Raw genomic sequence first — 14,118 nt, 5'->3', positions numbered from 1 at the left:
GAGGCCTCCCCGGGGTTAATGCACGGAGATTGGCTGCCAATCATGGCGTCAGACCGAAGAAATTGCGGCGAAAATACGGCGGACTATTTCCGGAAACTGTCGAGGCTGACGATTTCGGCGGCCCCTTCGGCGTCTTTTGTTTCCGGATCGGGATCAGTTTCTGTCCCTGGGCTTTCTTTTGCGTCGTCGTCCTCATCCTGCGCTTCGAATCTGAGGCCAAATTCGACCGAAGGGTCTACGAAAGTGCGGATCGCATCGTAAGGGATGTAGAGCGGCTCAGGCGAATCGCCGAAATTCAGCGTGATCGAAAAGCCTTCGTTGGTGACGTCTAGATTGTCGAACCAGTGCTGCATGACAACCGTCATTTCGTCGGGATAGCGATCACTGAGCCAATCCGCTATCTCGACGTCCGGGTGCATCGTGTCAAAGGTAATGAAAAAGTGGTGCTGGCCAGGCAGGCCATGCTCGGAGACATCATTTAGCACGTTCTGAATAAGCCCACGCATCGCGCGGTGCATCAGGTTGCCGTAATCGATGATGCGCGTCATGCCGTCTCCTTGCATTCTGACGACAGCATAAAAGATTCGGACCCGATGAAAAGGTGTTGTTCGCGATTTGATACCGTCAAAAAACGAGACCGGCACAAAGGCCCAAGAGCGCGCCTGAAATCAACGTGCGTCCAAGGCCTTCATGGAACACAAAAAGCATAAACGCTCCGATGATCCCAATAGCTGCGGCGACAAGATCAATGGACGACGGATCCGGGGCGATGACGGAAATCGGCCCAAAACGTGCGGTGTCGATGGTTTGAAACACCACATGTGCTGCGAACCAAAGCGACAGGTTCAAAATCACGCCGACAACGCATGCGGTGATCGCAGATAGCGCGCCTGCGAGACGTTTGTTTGCCGTGAGACGACCTACAAAAGGGGCGCCCGCAAAAATCCATAGAAAGCACGGCACGAAAGTGACCCAAAGCGTGATGACCCCTGCTATGAACGCCTGTCCAAGGCCAAACTGTTGATACGCTGCTTGAAAGGCAACGAACTGAGTGACCAGGATAAGCGGGCCGGGTGTTGTTTCGGCGAGGCCCAGGCCATCCATCATCTGATCGGTCGAAATCCAGCCGAATTCCGAGACAACGGTTTGCGTCATATAGGCGAGAACGGCATATGCCCCGCCAAATGTTACAATGGCCAGTTTTGAGAAAAACAGGGCGACGTCGGTCAGGAACTGAGCATCGAAGGCAAAAAGGATTATAAAAGGCACCGCCCAGAGAGCCAGCCAGATCGCTATGGTTTTTGCGGTCTTGGAGGGAATATGCGATTGGCTTTCAGCGGCTTGTGCCTGCTTCGCGGTCACGAAGCCCCAGAGTGCCGCGATTGCCAAGATCAGAGGGAACGGCAGCTGAAAGGCGAAGATTGCAACGAAGGCGAGGCCTGCGATTATCCAGTGGTCAACTTGTTTCAGGGCGCGTTTGGAGACTTTGAAAAGAGCTTCCAGCACGATGGCCACGACAGTGGCCTGCACGCCAAGAAACGCCGCGTCGACCAACGGCACATTGCCGAATATCGCGTAGATGGTTGCAAGCGCGAACATGACTGCAGCGCCCGGAAGGATAAACAAAAGACCTGCGATCAATCCGCCTGGAACACCGCACAGTCGCCAGCCCGAGTAGGTTGCAAGTTGCATTGCTTCAGGTCCCGGTAAAAGCATGCAAAACGACAGCGCGCCGAGAAAGTCCTTTTCGGAGAGCCAGCGGTTGTCGTCCACCAACTCGCGATGCATCAACGCAATCTGCGCTGCGGGACCTCCGAAAGAATAGATGCCGATTCGACCGAAGACGCGAAACAGCTGTCTGTAGTCTGGCTGCATCAGCGGCGTTCCTGGGGCCAGGCATGACCTTCGTTTTGCCCGTCACGTGCCCAGCGACAAAGCGCGTCATAGATCGCCATTCCAGCCTCTTTCTGCTGTTGATCGTCTTTGTATTGACGCGAAAGGCCGGCGGACAGCGCGAGCAACCCCGCGGCCTCCGGCGCGTCGTTGTGACGGTTTGTATCTGTGGCGCGTACGATGCGCGCCAACCGATCCAGGGCGGATAAATGAAGATGAAACCTATCGAGCATCGCGTCAAATGTGCTGCCTTGCCCGTGATGCGAGAATGCGACGCCTTCGATATCAAATGGGGTGGGTCCATAACGCTCGGCGCCTCCCATGACTTCGACGGCCGAGACAAAGAGAAACTGGGTTTTGCGATCGACAAATCGACGAATGAGCCAAGGGCAGGCTATTCGGTCGATCTTTGGGCGATGTCGCGTCAGCCATAGAGTGGCCTTATCGACGAAAGCGGGAATGGCACTTGCAGGAATGCGAATTGTATCGATCGCGTCACGCCAGGCATAGTTTCCTCCCTGAAGGTACGGGGCGACGCTGCCGTCGCCGCGCACCCACGCGACAAGTCTCTGGCATAGCTTGATCGCTTGCTGACAGGTGATGATGCGGTCCCCGCCATTTATTAGGGCTTTGAGCCCGTCCACATCTGTGTGTGGATGGCGAAAAGCTCCGGGGATCAGGTGTGGGTCGTGATCAATGGATATATCTACAATGAGCGGACAGTCCCGAGTTCGGATCGGTCGCCTCAGTTGCGTAACGGTGAATTCGGTTGGGGAAGGCACGGTGCATCCTCTCTAACGAGTAGTGGATGCGACGCTTGGGCTTACGCCTCACGGGGCGTTCGCGAACCCCATGGAGAAACCTAAACTTAAGAGGATGGGGAAGGCAAGGGAGCGATATTTTTTTGTACAGGCTTTTGATGCCAAGTGCCTTCGGAAATTGGGGAAAGGTGCCGGATTCTGTTGCCAGGCTCCGGCAGGCCCCGCCTTAAGCTGCTAAGCCCAAGGACTTAATTTTCAATAGTTCAAGCTGCTTACGCAGCCATCGCCATTGGAGCTTTGTTGTCATTTGCAACTAGCTTTAATGGACCGATATCGGTGGTACCTCACCGAGACAAAGCAAAACCCCTTTAGACGTCCGTCGATCCTATTTCGTCCCCATGATCCCCAAATGAAGGATGTTTGGTGGAGACGCCGGGTACCGCCCCCGGGTCCGAACCGCTTATTACGAGCGCGTTTATGTCCATAGTCCCGTTGCCGGGACACTACTGATATAGGGAGTCTGGTGAGGTTTTGGAAGGGCGTGTTTCAAACGCCTGTTCAAATGACTTCAATGCAAAGACCAGATATTCTGGCACGGCCACCAGATCAGAGGTTGATCCCAAGAAGCGTAGCAGCCACTGCCGCTTCGATCACAAAGAATGTGGTCTTCTGGCGAGCCGCGTCTCCGTCGACAATAAGCGATGTAAGGCGCCCTATTGCTGCCCCACCCCAAGCGAAGCCAACCATTGCGAAGGCGAACGGCGTGTTCAACACAATTGCGCCAAGGCCAAGTCCGATAAAGAGCGCGCCTGAGGCTGCGCGGATTTCGGACAGACCCATGGTTGACTTGGTGGGTGCCATATCGAGAAGTTTCATGGTGTAGCGAGGCATGAGCCAGCCAATTGCCCCTAGACCAACACCGAAGAGCGCGAGCAAGATGTTGACGATGTCGATCATGTGTAAGCCTGCCGTTTCACTTGAGTGTCTGATAATATTTACGCTAAGCGGTCTCGATTGGATCATGCCGATTTCCGCATGTTACAAAAGAAATTGACTACTTTCTCCTAAAGCAATGGTTTTTAATGATTTTTGCCAAGGTAAGCTCTAAGGACTGTCCAGAAAAACTTGCGGGGGCATTGGGTTTGGCGTGTGCTGCATGCGGTGGACATAAGTCTGAACTGGCCGCGCCATAAGATATGGCGCATATGGCATAGGGAATGCATAGTCTGCGCAGGATGCCACTGCCTTTCGTTGTTTGGCATCAACCGCTTGCAAAATATGAAAAGGACGCCGCGATGAGAGCGCTGATTGTTGAGAAAGATGATGAAGGCAAGACCTCGGCGTCTGTCCAAGAGATCGACGAGGCGCGTTTGCCTGACGGCGAAGTGACCGTTGCGGTTGAGTACTCGACCGTTAATTATAAGGACGGTTTATGCATTGGGCCCGGCGGTGGGCTGGTGCGAAATTATCCGCATGTGCCGGGCGTTGATTTTGCCGGGACTGTCGAGGCGTCTGACGATCCGCGCTATGCAGCGGGCGACAAAGTTGTGTTGACGGGCTGGCGCGTGGGCGAGGCGTATTGGGGCGGATATGCCGAAAAAGCACGCGTGAAAGCGGACTGGCTTGTGCCTTTGCCGACAGGCTTGACGACGCGGGCTTCGATGGCAGTTGGCACTGCCGGGTTTACGGCGATGCTTGCGGTGATGGCGCTTGAAGATCACGGAATGAAGCCGGGCAACGGTGAGGTTTTGGTGACCGGCGCGTCCGGTGGCGTGGGGTCTGTGGCGACGGCGATCCTGGCCAATCTGGGCTATGAGGTTGCGGGCGTGACGGGGCGTCCCGAGACCGCTGACTATCTGAAAAGCCTTGGCGCAACCCGCATTGTGGCGCGTGAAGAGCTGAGCGAGACTGTGAAAAGACCCTTGGAAGCAGAGGTTTGGGCTGGTTGCGTTGACGCTGTTGGTGGTGCGATGCTGGCGCGGGTTCTGGGACAGATGAAATATGGTGCTTCGGTTTCTGCCGTGGGTCTTTCGGGCGGTGCTGGTTTACCTGCGACGGTTATTCCTTTCCTTCTTCGCGGTGTGAACCTTTTGGGGATCGACAGCGTGATGCAGCCTTTCGAGAATCGCGTGCGGGCCTGGGAGCGGGTTGCGAAGGACCTGCCGATGGACAAGCTGGAAGCGATGATCCAGCCTGCGACGCTTGAGGACTTGCCGAAACTGGGGGCGGATATTCTGAAAGGTCAGGTCAAGGGCCGGGTCGTGGTGGATGTGAATGCCTGAGAAAGGTTAACGCAGCGCGCGCCCGAGAGGGCGTTGCGCGCAACGCCTTCAAAGATAAACGCCGTTTTTTTATGAGGATGGGGTGGAAAACCCAACGTCGGTATCGCGTTGGTGCCTGCGCGCAAAACCACCGCCAATTCTGCGTATTTTGGACCGCGCGGTAAAGAAGGGTAAGATGTTTAGCGTCGATATAGGCGTTCTAATGCACGCAGTTACGGCGCAAGTTAAAAGTTAAAACACGCGCCGAAACGTTATTGGCCCGTCTGCAGCGCATTTACCATGCAGATCGGATCGTTGCGTTGGGCGTTTAAGTGGCGCAGATTTGATGCCCGTAAAGACACCAACGAAGTCAATTATCTCTCCATCAATATTGGCTGTCCCTTCATTGGAGCCAGAAGAGAGACTTGTATCGGTGCCAAGGAACACGCCGTCAACAGCATCATCGGTGGTTTCATTGAGCGTTGCGCTGATATTCTAGGTCGACACGCCGCCGGTGATTCCATTGTCCGAAATGCGACCGTTGGTGATTAAACACAGAGCAACCTCTGAGAAATGAAGTTCGCCCGTCACGTTGAGGGTGTCGAAGTTAACGGTCAAATAAGTGTCGCCGGTATCGCTTCCGGTAATTATGCCGTCGGACAGGAACACTTTGCGGAGGTTATGGCGCCGTAGAAAAAGAGGTTTTCTGTGGGCATATCTGCAATCGCTGTTTCGAAGCCGAGGAAGCCGGCGTAGTCCTTTGAAATAAAATCATTAGCAGACACTAATGTGAGTGCCGGGGAGACAATGGTGGCGTCGGCAAAAGCGTTGGACCGAAGAAATCGCCCGGTTCATCTTCTATTACAATTTCATTTACGCCATTGATCATGACCTCGAGTTCGGTTTTTCTTATGAAACGTACCGCGCCCGTTTTGCGTTCAAGCGTACTGGTATCGAAGTTGGCCGCTGCATAGCGGATCGGAAATGTTTTGCCGACTTAGTTGGCCAGGGAAATGATCTCCTTGCTTGCAATAACTGGGACTATCTATGCGCCGCTGCTGCCACCACAGGCGGTGAGTGCGAAAGCGGAACGGCGCCGCGTTGCTTTGGTTGTTGAGTTGAAAATCATGTTTCCCCGGAAAAATGCTAAATGTACCTGTTAACGCCTGGGTGGGTTGTCGTTTTGCGAAACGATTTTGTCCGGGGTTTCACGCGGGATGAGCCATGTACGCGGCTTGCACGTGATCCTTGTGGCCCTTAGACCAAAGAAAACAGGAAGGGGACCTTCATGAGCTTGGCATTTGTATTTCCGGGACAGGGTGCGCAAACCATTGGGATGGGGCGCGATCTGGCAGAGGCTTACCCGGCAGCTCGCGCGGTTTTCGATGAAGTTGACGAAGCGTTAGGCGAGAATTTGTCGACGCTGATCTGGGAAGGGGAACAGGAGGCTTTGACCCTGACGCAGAACGCGCAACCTGCGTTGATGGCGACCTCGATTGCCGCTTTGCGGGCCTTGGAGGTCGAAGGCGTGTCGATAGCGGATGTGTCGTTCGTGGCAGGGCATTCGTTGGGCGAGTATTCTGCGTTGTGTGCTGCCGGGGCGTTTTCGGTGGCGGATACGGCAAAACTGCTTAGGCGGCGTGGGCTCGCGATGCAGGCGGCTGTTCCCGTTGGTGTCGGGGCGATGGCGGCGATCCTGGGGCTTGATATTGAGGCAGTGCGCGGCGTTGCGGCCGATGCGGCTGAGGGAGAAGTTTGCGCGGTGGCGAATGATAACGATCCGGCTCAAGTGGTGGTTTCGGGACATAAGGCAGCTGTCGAGCGAGCTGCGGTTTTGGCCAAGGAGCGCGGCGCTAAGCGGGCGTTGATGCTTCCGGTGTCGGCCCCGTTTCATTGCGAACTAATGGAGCCTGCGGCCCGCGAGATGGCGGCAGCGTTGGGCGATGTCGATATGAATTATTTGAGGGTGCCTGTGGTCGTGAATGTTTTGGCGCGCCCTTGCAGCGATGCGACTGATATTGCGTCGCTGTTGGTGGAGCAGGTCACGCAGGCGGTGCGCTGGCGCGAGAGCGTGGAGTGGATGGCCGGTGAGGGTGGTGTGACGGCGTTTTGGGAAATCGGTGCGGGCAAAGCTTTGTCGGGCATGATCCGTCGGATTGCCATTGAAGCGAAGACGCGGACTGTTGGGACATCCGGCGATGTCGTGGCGGCGGTTGAGGCTTTGAAGGGCTAGACGGGCGATTTCTGGGAAGCGCCGTCTTCCCTCAGAAAAAATATGAACGAAGAACAAGAAGAAGGGCAGGAACATGTTTGATTTGAGCGGACGGGCGGCTTTGGTCACCGGCGCCTCTGGCGGTATCGGCGCGGCAATTGCGCGGGGACTGCATGCGCGTGGCGCTGTTGTGGGGCTGTCGGGTACGCGGGTCGAGTCGTTGGAGGCTTTGGCAGCGGAATTGGGCGCGCGCGCGCATCTTTTGCCGTGCAATCTGAGCGATCCGGAGGCGGTGGCGGCATTGCCGAAGGCGGCTGTAGAGGCCATGGGCTCGGTCGATATTCTGGTGAACAATGCAGGCATCACGCGGGACAATTTGTTCATGCGCATGTCGGATGAGGAATGGTCCAGCGTTTTGCAGGTGAACCTGACGTCGGCGATGGTTCTGGCGAAGGGGGTCGTGCGGGGCATGATGAAGGCGCGCTGGGGGCGGATTGTAAATATCACCTCTGTGGTTGGCGCGACGGGAAATCCGGGGCAGGCGAATTATGCGGCCTCAAAGGCGGGATTGGTCGGCATGTCGAAGTCATTGGCCTATGAAGTGGCGAGCCGTGGCATTACCGTGAATTGCGTGGCTCCGGGGTTCATTACGACTGCTATGACCGACAGGCTGAGCGACGATCAGAAGGGAGCTATTTTGACGCAAGTCCCGATGGGTCGGATGGGCGAGGCGGATGAGATTGCGTCGGCTGTGGTGTATTTGGCGAGCGCGGAAGCGGGATATATTACTGGTGCGACGTTGCATGTGAATGGCGGAATGGCCATGTTATAGCTGGCTGTGGCGCCACATTATATTATTTGCCTTTCACGGGGATTTGATATAGCGGACGCTCATCTTGGTCGGGGCTTAGAATGTCCGGCTCACTCGCCTTTCAAACGGCGAAATTATCAATAGTCGGGCCGAGACCCCGAAAGAATGTGAGGAACTGACATGAGCGACATTGAAGATCGCACGCGCAAGATCGTCGTCGAGCATCTAGGCGTTGAAGAAGCTAAAGTCGTTGAGAACGCATCGTTCATCGATGATCTGGGCGCTGACAGCCTTGATACCGTTGAGCTGGTTATGGCGTTCGAAGAAGAATTCGGGATCGAAATTCCTGATGACGCCGCAGAAACCATTCAGAGCTTTGGCGATGCAGTGAAATTCATAAAAGAAGCCGCTTAAACCGCAGCTTTCTGAAGATTATGAGCGGCGTCCTTCGGGGCGCCGTTTTTCGTTTGCCAGTCTCGAAGGTTGTTGTTTCGGTTGAGGGCGGAGTTCAGGTCTTCCGGGGACAGCAGGCTATCGAATTTGGCACCTGCAAAATAGGTATTCGACCAGATTATCCGAGCTGCACAATTAATCTCGCCAAAACCAATGGCGAGAGCTGCGCCTACAGACGGGGCGTTCCTCCAATAGAGCCTCACGTTTCCATAAGAGCTTCACGCCGCCTCGTGAGATATCCACCGCACCAGCCATTTCGGGCGCGTTGTTTTGTTTAGATACAAGGACCGGAATGATCACAGGGCGTCTGAACATGCGTTTGGCGCGCCCGATCGTAGGCGCGCGGCCACGCAGAAACTGGGTGGCTCCGGCCGTGCCGACACCTGCAAAGATCGGCAAAAAAATGGCCAATGCCAGCGCAGGGCGTGCCAATCGAGTCTTGGACGGATTGTCTTTTGTCGCAACCGCGTCGCGGTCACTGGCCGACGTTTCGGCAGCATCATCGCCAGATTGCGTCACATTGATCGGCTCGATATCGCAGCCGGTTGAGGCCACAAGTCGGTCCACGTAGTTCAGGTTTTCAGCGGTTCGGGACGTATGCTGTCGCGGTTGATCCATGCGGCATTTAACACGGCTAAGGCTTCGCAGAGCAGGCAAGAGACGCGGGTGATGTCGGCCAAGGCGCCTTCGGTCCCAAAGCCCCGGCCAAGTGCAATTGCGTCGGTGGAGTGTAAATTTGCGGAAAGCGCGGTGCCATTGGTTTGCCAATAACTTTGGCTTTGGGTTTTCAGGAGCTGATCGTAAAGCTTGCCAAATCCCGAAAGTTCGCGCGCCGCCTCGCAAGCGAGCGCAGAGCCCCCTGCGAGATAGCTGACCAGAAGTGTGGCGGGAAGACGCTTTAGATGGAACGATGGCATGGGGGCAATCTTAGGGTGCGGGGTCAACGGCCTGCCGTTTAGGGCGGTGGGTTTTTTCGTCTTAACGCGGGCTTTGTCTTTGATATTGGCGGGTAGATGCGCGGCTTGATTGCGCGCCTTTCGCGCGCCGTGTATGAGTTTTGCAATGGCATTGAGAACCGGAGAACACGCATGCGTCGGGTCGTCGTCACAGGACTAGGAATGGTAACGCCACTTGCATGTGGTGTTGAGGAAACGTGGAGCCGTATTCTTGACGGTCAGTCTGGCGCGGGACCGATTTCGCGTTTTGATGCGAGCCACCTGGGCACAACCTATGCGTGCGAAATCCCGCGCGGCGATGGGTCGGACGGGACGTTCAATCCTGATGACTGGATGGAGCCGAAAGACCAGCGTAAGGTCGACGATTTCATCATTTACGGGATGGCCGCTGCGGTTCAGGCTGTGACGGATTCTGGTTGGGCGCCAACGGACACCGAAAGCCTTGAGCGCACCGGTGTCATGATTGGGTCTGGCATCGGTGGTTTGCAGTCGATTGCCGAGACCGCGATCTTGCTGAAAGAACGCGGCCCCCGTCGGGTCTCGCCGTTCTTTATTCCGGGTTCACTAATAAATCTTGTGTCGGGGCAGGTGTCGATCCGGTTTGGCTTTAAGGGGCCGAACCATGCGGTAGTGACGGCCTGTTCTACAGGGGCACACGCCATCGGCGATGCGGCACGTCTTATCATGCTGGACGACGCGGATGTGATGGTGGCCGGTGGGGCCGAAAGCCCGATTTGCGAGATAGGCATCGCCGGGTTTAACGCTTGTAAGGCGCTTTCGACAAAGCGCGGCGATGATCCGACCAAAGCGTCGCGGCCCTATGATGTGGATCGGGACGGTTTTGTCATGGGCGAAGGTGCGGGCATTGTTGTGTTGGAAGAATACGAGCACGCGAAGGCACGCGGGGCGAAGATTTACGCCGAGATTTTGGGCTATGGTTTGTCGGGCGATGCGTATCACATCACCGCACCTTCCGAGACTGGCGAGGGCGGGGAGCGTGCTATGCGCGCGGCTTTGCGCTCGGCCAAGCTTTCGGGGGCGGATATTGATTACATCAATGCTCACGGCACGTCGACGATGGCGGATACTATTGAGCTTGGCGCGGTTGAGCGTGTGATGGGCGATGCGGCGGCTGCGGCCACGATGTCGTCGACTAAATCGTCGATTGGTCACCTTTTGGGGGCTGCGGGGTCGGTAGAGGCTATCTTCTGCGTGCTTGCTATGCGCGATCAGGTGGCGCCGCCGACGATCAATCTGGATGACCCGGCGGTCGAGCCGAAGCTGGATTTGGCGCCGAATGCGAAACGCGAGCGGAAGATCAACGTGGCTTTGTCGAACTCGTTTGGGTTTGGCGGCACGAATGCTTCGCTGGTTATGGGCCGGGTTGACGTCTGATGTGGCGCAATCTCGCGTCCAATGTTCTGACATTGATGATTGTTGCGCTTGTCGTGGCGTTTGGCGGGCTTACATGGGCGCAGCGGCAATATGAGGCCGTTGGGCCTTTGAACGACGCGATTTGTTTTCAAGTTACTCCGGGCAGCAATATGCGGCGTGTGGCGTCGAGTCTGTCTGAGAAGGGTGCGATTGCAAACGCGACGATTTACCGGCTGGGGGCTGACTATTCCGAGAAGGCCAATGATCTGAAGGCGGGGTCTTTCCTTATTCAAGAGGGCGCGTCGATGGCGCAGATTGTGGACGAGATCACCGGCGATGGGGTGTCGACCTGTGGCACGGAAGTGATTTACCGGATTTCGGTGAATTCAAAGACTGTGCGGGTGCGCGAGTTGGATGCGTCCACGCAGGAGTTTGAGATAACGGCGGAGTTTGATCCGGCGGCGGATGAGCGACCCATGTCTTATGTGAGCGCATTGGACGATGTGGCAACACGGTATCGCGTGGTGATCGCGGAAGGCGTGACCAGCTGGCAGGTCGTGGATGCGATCCGGGCGTTTGATTTGTTCGAGGGCGAGGTTGCAGATGTTCCGGCTGAGGGGACGTTGGCGCCGGATGGTTACGAGGTGCGCCTGGGGCAGGATCGGGCGGAGTTCCTGAATTCGATGGTCGCTATTCAGTCGATACGGTTGACGGAAGCCTGGGAGAACCGAGCTGAGGATGCGCCGGTGGACACGCCTGAGGAGGCGTTGATCCTGGCCTCGATCATTGAGAAAGAGACATCCGTGCCGGACGAGCGTGGCGTTGTGGCAAGCGTGTTTGCCAATCGGTTGCGACAGGGCATTCGGCTGCAGACGGACCCGACGGTGATTTACGGGATCACGCGAGGTGAGGGAGTTTTGGGGCGCGGTATCCGGCAGAGCGAGCTGCGGCGTGAAACTCCGTGGAATACATATGTGATTTCTGGGTTGCCGCCGACTCCGATTGCGAATCCGGGGCTTGCGAGCATTCAGGCGGCGCTTGATCCCGATGATACGGACTACATTTTCTTTGTAGCAGATGGGACGGGCGGGCATGCGTTTGCTGTGACGCTGGCCGAGCATAACGCCAATGTTGCGCAGTGGCGCAAGATCGAAGCGGAGCGGGTGAACCAGTAGCGCGTTGACTACTTGGGAGTTTATCCGTCCGGGCACCAAAAATACCCTTTTGATAATTGCACGTCTCGGAATTATGTAATTACATCAATAACTTAGAGTTAACGCTTTGCGCGATCTTGGGTATACCTAGAAGCAAGATAGGATAGGTGGCAGAGCGCGGCTCGCGGATATCCCGTTGTGCGTTTTAACCAGAACTGCCTGCCGCATTTCCCAAATAGACAGGACCCCGTCATGACCGATGACCCCACCGGCAGACCGGAGCCGATGCATCGCGTCGGCTTCTCTAGCAGAGTGAGCGGATCCTGCGCGATTTGCTTGTGGCGTTCGTTACGGCAACGGGACAGATGCGCGCAGCAGAGCCGCTGGACGAGACCGATACTCCAAGCGCCAGAGTGATATTTGCAAAAACCCGCGCGACAGTGATCCCAAGAGATTCTGACGAATGACAAACGTTTCCAGATTTCTGGCAGGGTCTTTTCAAAAAAGCCCCATAATTTCGACGCGATCCGCAACGACCTTGGGCGCAGGCTTGATCGCAATCGCGACGCCTGAGGCCCAGAAGACGTTTCTGAGTAAACCTGCTTGGCGATGTCGCGAGGGCCTTGCCGCATCAGTTGCCGCTCGGGGGTGACTGGCGCACTTGGTTGATTCTTGGGGGTCCGCGCCGAGGTTGAAGGCTCGGAGCCTTTGCAGCCTTGGCGCTCGAAGCGCGTGGCCTTAGTTGGGGAGACCTTGAATCAGGCGCGCGATGTGATTGTGCTTCGGGAAAACGATATTCTTATTTGTTCGCCTGAGTATCGAAAGCCGGTCTGGGGGAGGCTGCGAGGCGTCGGTTGGTTTGGCCAAACGAAGCGGTCGCGCAGGTTTTTTCTACGCATGATTTCGAGGGCCTTCGAGGACCGCAGTTTGATGCGGCATGGATCGATGAAATCGGCTGTTGGGCTATTGATAGAGCGACCGATCAGCCCAACAAACTTCTTGATCGGAAGCCGTCAGATGGCGCGTTGCCAAAGTATTCAAACGGCGGGCGCGATTAGGTTATTCAGATGCAATATCTGCGGGCCATGGCGGAGTTCTGGAGAGAACCGGACGACAACCCGGAAGCCACGCTTTATGCGGGCAAGATGGTCAATCCCGATCGGATGTTTGTCTGGGCATGTGACATGCGGCTCTTTCCGCATTTTCCGGGGACTTCGGCGCTTTGGAGTGATGGTGAGAACTATGCGCGCGGGCATTGGTTGTAGGACCGTTTCTCTTCGCGGTCAGCGCGGCACGGACGGTGCCATTCCTGATGTCTGGCCAGTCGGATCGGTGCTTGTCGTGCTGGACACAAGCGCCGTGCAGCTGCCGATCTCGCCGGTGCAGCGCGATTTTGCGTGCGTCTATCGGGTTGGATCAGTGTCAAAGGCCGTGGATCACCCCGCGTGTCGAACGCTTGAGCATGCGGCCAAGGGTGTCGGGCTGAGGCCCTATCAGCCGGCTCATTTGTCGTGGGCGCGCACCGGGGCGGGCGATGTTGCGGTGTCATGGAACGGAAATCGCGCGTTGACGGCGATCCTTGGGATTTGAGCGATACACCATTGGGCGAGGTGACCGAGGCCTATCAGGTTCGGGTGCGGGTCGGTGGACGATACTGAGAGAGCCGCCCGTGACGCGGCTCTCGTGGCTTTATGTGACGGCAGATCAGACGGCTAACGCGTGGTTGGCGCTGACGACCAAGAACGATGACGGTGTACGGCCTAGGGGGAGAAATTTCGGACATCGGTGGAGCTAGCGGCTTTGAGAATGGCGTGGTGGGCAGGGCAAACAGATATGTCAGCGGGATCGGCGTCCGAGCGGGCGCCTGGGCGCGTGGGATTACGGGAACCCTGCTTCCGGACTATGCGGCGGACCTTCTTTTGACCGCAACCGGCGGCGATTTTTGACGGCACGGGCATGTTTCGCCTTGCCGTGCGTTTTGCTGACGCGGACGCCGCCGCGGGCATCGTCCGCGTCAGCCATTTGCGCAGGACAGACACAGATTGACGGTCGGGTCCAACACAATCCGACCGGCTGCAATGTCGTCTCCGCAATCCTGGCAGTGGCCAAACTCTCCCTCTTCCAAGCGTTTCAAAGCAGCGATAATTCGGTGCCGTCGCCCGGCGCGTCGACGTGCGGTGGCTTGCGCCATGGCCTGACGCTGCATGGCGTCCATTCGGCTCAGACGGCCGATGGGCTCGTCG

At 56.7% G+C, this 14,118-nt stretch carries 16 protein-coding genes, 1 other RNA gene and 2 pseudogenes; 11 read left to right on the top strand and 8 right to left on the bottom strand.

The window, feature by feature from the left end; all coding sequences use genetic code 11:
• Nucleotides 1-83: 83 nt before the first annotated feature.
• The 5 genes from Q1B15_RS09050 to Q1B15_RS09030 form a co-directional block, all read right to left on the bottom strand.
• The gene (locus Q1B15_RS09050) at nucleotides 84-548 is read right to left on the bottom strand and encodes a ClpXP protease specificity-enhancing factor SspB (protein WP_299753186.1); all 465 of its coding nucleotides are present in this window, start codon (nucleotides 546-548) and stop codon (nucleotides 84-86) included.
• A gap of 76 nt (nucleotides 549-624) precedes the next feature.
• Entirely contained in the window at nucleotides 625-1,875 is a 1,251-nt protein-coding gene (chrA, locus tag Q1B15_RS09045; protein ID WP_299753184.1) for a chromate efflux transporter, read from the bottom strand.
• On the bottom strand, nucleotides 1,875-2,675 hold the full coding sequence (locus Q1B15_RS09040) for a chromate resistance protein ChrB domain-containing protein (RefSeq protein ID WP_299753182.1): 801 nt from the start codon (nucleotides 2,673-2,675) through the stop codon (nucleotides 1,875-1,877). The genes chrA and Q1B15_RS09040 overlap by 1 nt, the downstream gene beginning before the upstream one ends.
• A 166-nt stretch (nucleotides 2,676-2,841) precedes the next feature.
• Nucleotides 2,842-3,195, bottom strand: a transfer-messenger RNA (tmRNA) gene (gene ssrA / locus Q1B15_RS09035).
• A gap of 65 nt (nucleotides 3,196-3,260) precedes the next feature.
• Nucleotides 3,261-3,611, bottom strand: coding sequence for a DUF4345 family protein (locus Q1B15_RS09030; protein ID WP_299753180.1), 351 nt, complete (start codon nucleotides 3,609-3,611; stop codon nucleotides 3,261-3,263).
• 338 nt (nucleotides 3,612-3,949) lie between these two features.
• On the opposite strand from Q1B15_RS09030, the gene acuI reads away from it, so the two are divergent.
• From acuI to Q1B15_RS09005, 5 genes are all read left to right on the top strand, one after another.
• Nucleotides 3,950-4,936: an acryloyl-CoA reductase gene (acuI, locus tag Q1B15_RS09025; protein ID WP_299753178.1), complete on the top strand. Its 987-nt coding sequence runs from the start codon at nucleotides 3,950-3,952 to the stop codon at nucleotides 4,934-4,936.
• Between the two features lie 279 nt (nucleotides 4,937-5,215).
• On the top strand, nucleotides 5,216-5,467 hold the full coding sequence (locus Q1B15_RS09020; protein ID WP_299753176.1) for a hypothetical protein: 252 nt from the start codon (nucleotides 5,216-5,218) through the stop codon (nucleotides 5,465-5,467).
• A 736-nt stretch (nucleotides 5,468-6,203) separates the two neighbouring features.
• Nucleotides 6,204-7,148, top strand: coding sequence for an ACP S-malonyltransferase (gene fabD / locus Q1B15_RS09015; protein ID WP_299753174.1), 945 nt, complete (start codon nucleotides 6,204-6,206; stop codon nucleotides 7,146-7,148).
• 73 nt (nucleotides 7,149-7,221) lie between these two features.
• Complete coding sequence (fabG, locus tag Q1B15_RS09010; protein ID WP_299753172.1) at nucleotides 7,222-7,959, top strand: 3-oxoacyl-[acyl-carrier-protein] reductase; 738 nt, start codon at nucleotides 7,222-7,224, stop codon at nucleotides 7,957-7,959.
• A gap of 159 nt (nucleotides 7,960-8,118) precedes the next feature.
• The gene (locus tag Q1B15_RS09005; protein ID WP_299753170.1) at nucleotides 8,119-8,352 is read left to right on the top strand and encodes an acyl carrier protein; all 234 of its coding nucleotides are present in this window, start codon (nucleotides 8,119-8,121) and stop codon (nucleotides 8,350-8,352) included.
• Nucleotides 8,353-8,526: 174 nt separating this feature from the next.
• Here Q1B15_RS09005 and Q1B15_RS09000 read toward each other — a convergent pair whose 3' ends face one another.
• Together Q1B15_RS09000 and Q1B15_RS08995 are read right to left on the bottom strand one after the other, a co-directional pair.
• Nucleotides 8,527-9,009 (bottom strand): hypothetical protein, encoded by a 483-nt coding sequence (locus Q1B15_RS09000; RefSeq protein WP_299753168.1) that lies wholly within the window; start codon nucleotides 9,007-9,009, stop codon nucleotides 8,527-8,529.
• Nucleotides 8,964-9,308, bottom strand: a complete 345-nt coding sequence (locus Q1B15_RS08995; protein ID WP_299753166.1) for a hypothetical protein — start codon at nucleotides 9,306-9,308, stop codon at nucleotides 8,964-8,966. The genes Q1B15_RS09000 and Q1B15_RS08995 overlap by 46 nt, the downstream gene beginning before the upstream one ends.
• A gap of 171 nt (nucleotides 9,309-9,479) precedes the next feature.
• Between Q1B15_RS08995 and fabF the strand changes: the two genes are divergently transcribed.
• From fabF to Q1B15_RS08965, 6 genes and pseudogenes are all read left to right on the top strand, one after another.
• Nucleotides 9,480-10,742 carry a beta-ketoacyl-ACP synthase II gene (gene fabF / locus Q1B15_RS08990; RefSeq protein ID WP_299753164.1) on the top strand — a complete coding sequence of 421 codons (1,263 nt, stop codon included), beginning with the start codon at nucleotides 9,480-9,482 and terminating at the stop codon, nucleotides 10,740-10,742.
• The gene (gene mltG / locus Q1B15_RS08985) at nucleotides 10,742-11,896 is read left to right on the top strand and encodes an endolytic transglycosylase MltG (RefSeq protein WP_299753162.1); all 1,155 of its coding nucleotides are present in this window, start codon (nucleotides 10,742-10,744) and stop codon (nucleotides 11,894-11,896) included. The genes fabF and mltG overlap by 1 nt, the downstream gene beginning before the upstream one ends.
• 578 nt (nucleotides 11,897-12,474) lie before the next feature.
• Nucleotides 12,475-12,828 (top strand): annotated as a pseudogene (locus tag Q1B15_RS08980) (terminase family protein); the annotation flags it as partial.
• Nucleotides 12,808-13,140, top strand: a pseudogene (locus Q1B15_RS08975) (glycoside hydrolase TIM-barrel-like domain-containing protein); the annotation flags it as partial. The pseudogenes Q1B15_RS08980 and Q1B15_RS08975, both read left to right, overlap by 21 nt.
• Nucleotides 13,118-13,465, top strand: coding sequence for a hypothetical protein (locus Q1B15_RS08970; protein WP_299753160.1), 348 nt, complete (start codon nucleotides 13,118-13,120; stop codon nucleotides 13,463-13,465). The pseudogene Q1B15_RS08975 and the gene Q1B15_RS08970, both read left to right, overlap by 23 nt.
• Nucleotides 13,466-13,620: 155 nt before the next feature.
• A complete protein-coding gene (locus Q1B15_RS08965; protein WP_299753158.1) occupies nucleotides 13,621-13,821 on the top strand; it encodes a hypothetical protein in 201 nt (66 codons plus the stop codon).
• Nucleotides 13,822-13,889: 68 nt separating this feature from the next.
• Here the strand turns inward: Q1B15_RS08965 and Q1B15_RS08960 are convergent.
• Nucleotides 13,890-14,118: TraR/DksA C4-type zinc finger protein (locus tag Q1B15_RS08960; RefSeq protein WP_299753157.1), on the bottom strand; the 229-nt coding region annotated here is incomplete at its 5' end.

This window comes from uncultured Boseongicola sp., assembly GCF_937988555.1.
Taxonomy (GTDB): Bacteria; Pseudomonadota; Alphaproteobacteria; order Rhodobacterales; family Rhodobacteraceae; genus Boseongicola.
The sequence above is the reverse complement of the archived record's forward strand: the minus strand, read 5'-3'. Positions and strand labels throughout refer to the sequence as shown.

Bases quoted from the DNA above. Each gene is read 5' to 3' on its own strand.
- Q1B15_RS08970 (WP_299753160.1), top strand. From the start codon at position 13,118: ATGCGCGCGGGCATTGGTTGTAGGACCGTTTCTCTTCGCGGTCAGCGC.
- Q1B15_RS09050 (WP_299753186.1), bottom strand. From the start codon at position 548: ATGACGCGCATCATCGATTACGGCAACCTGATGCACCGCGCGATGCGT.
- Q1B15_RS09005 (WP_299753170.1), top strand. From the start codon at position 8,119: ATGAGCGACATTGAAGATCGCACGCGCAAGATCGTCGTCGAGCATCTA.
- Q1B15_RS08965 (WP_299753158.1), top strand. From the start codon at position 13,621: ATGACGGTGTACGGCCTAGGGGGAGAAATTTCGGACATCGGTGGAGCT.
- Q1B15_RS09020 (WP_299753176.1), top strand. From the start codon at position 5,216: ATGCAGATCGGATCGTTGCGTTGGGCGTTTAAGTGGCGCAGATTTGAT.
- Q1B15_RS08995 (WP_299753166.1), bottom strand. From the start codon at position 9,308: ATGCCATCGTTCCATCTAAAGCGTCTTCCCGCCACACTTCTGGTCAGC.
- chrA (WP_299753184.1), bottom strand. From the start codon at position 1,875: ATGCAGCCAGACTACAGACAGCTGTTTCGCGTCTTCGGTCGAATCGGC.
- Q1B15_RS09000 (WP_299753168.1), bottom strand. From the start codon at position 9,009: ATGGATCAACCGCGACAGCATACGTCCCGAACCGCTGAAAACCTGAAC.
- fabD (WP_299753174.1), top strand. From the start codon at position 6,204: ATGAGCTTGGCATTTGTATTTCCGGGACAGGGTGCGCAAACCATTGGG.
- fabF (WP_299753164.1), top strand. From the start codon at position 9,480: ATGCGTCGGGTCGTCGTCACAGGACTAGGAATGGTAACGCCACTTGCA.
- acuI (WP_299753178.1), top strand. From the start codon at position 3,950: ATGAGAGCGCTGATTGTTGAGAAAGATGATGAAGGCAAGACCTCGGCG.
- Q1B15_RS09030 (WP_299753180.1), bottom strand. From the start codon at position 3,611: ATGATCGACATCGTCAACATCTTGCTCGCGCTCTTCGGTGTTGGTCTA.
- mltG (WP_299753162.1), top strand. From the start codon at position 10,742: ATGTGGCGCAATCTCGCGTCCAATGTTCTGACATTGATGATTGTTGCG.
- fabG (WP_299753172.1), top strand. From the start codon at position 7,222: ATGTTTGATTTGAGCGGACGGGCGGCTTTGGTCACCGGCGCCTCTGGC.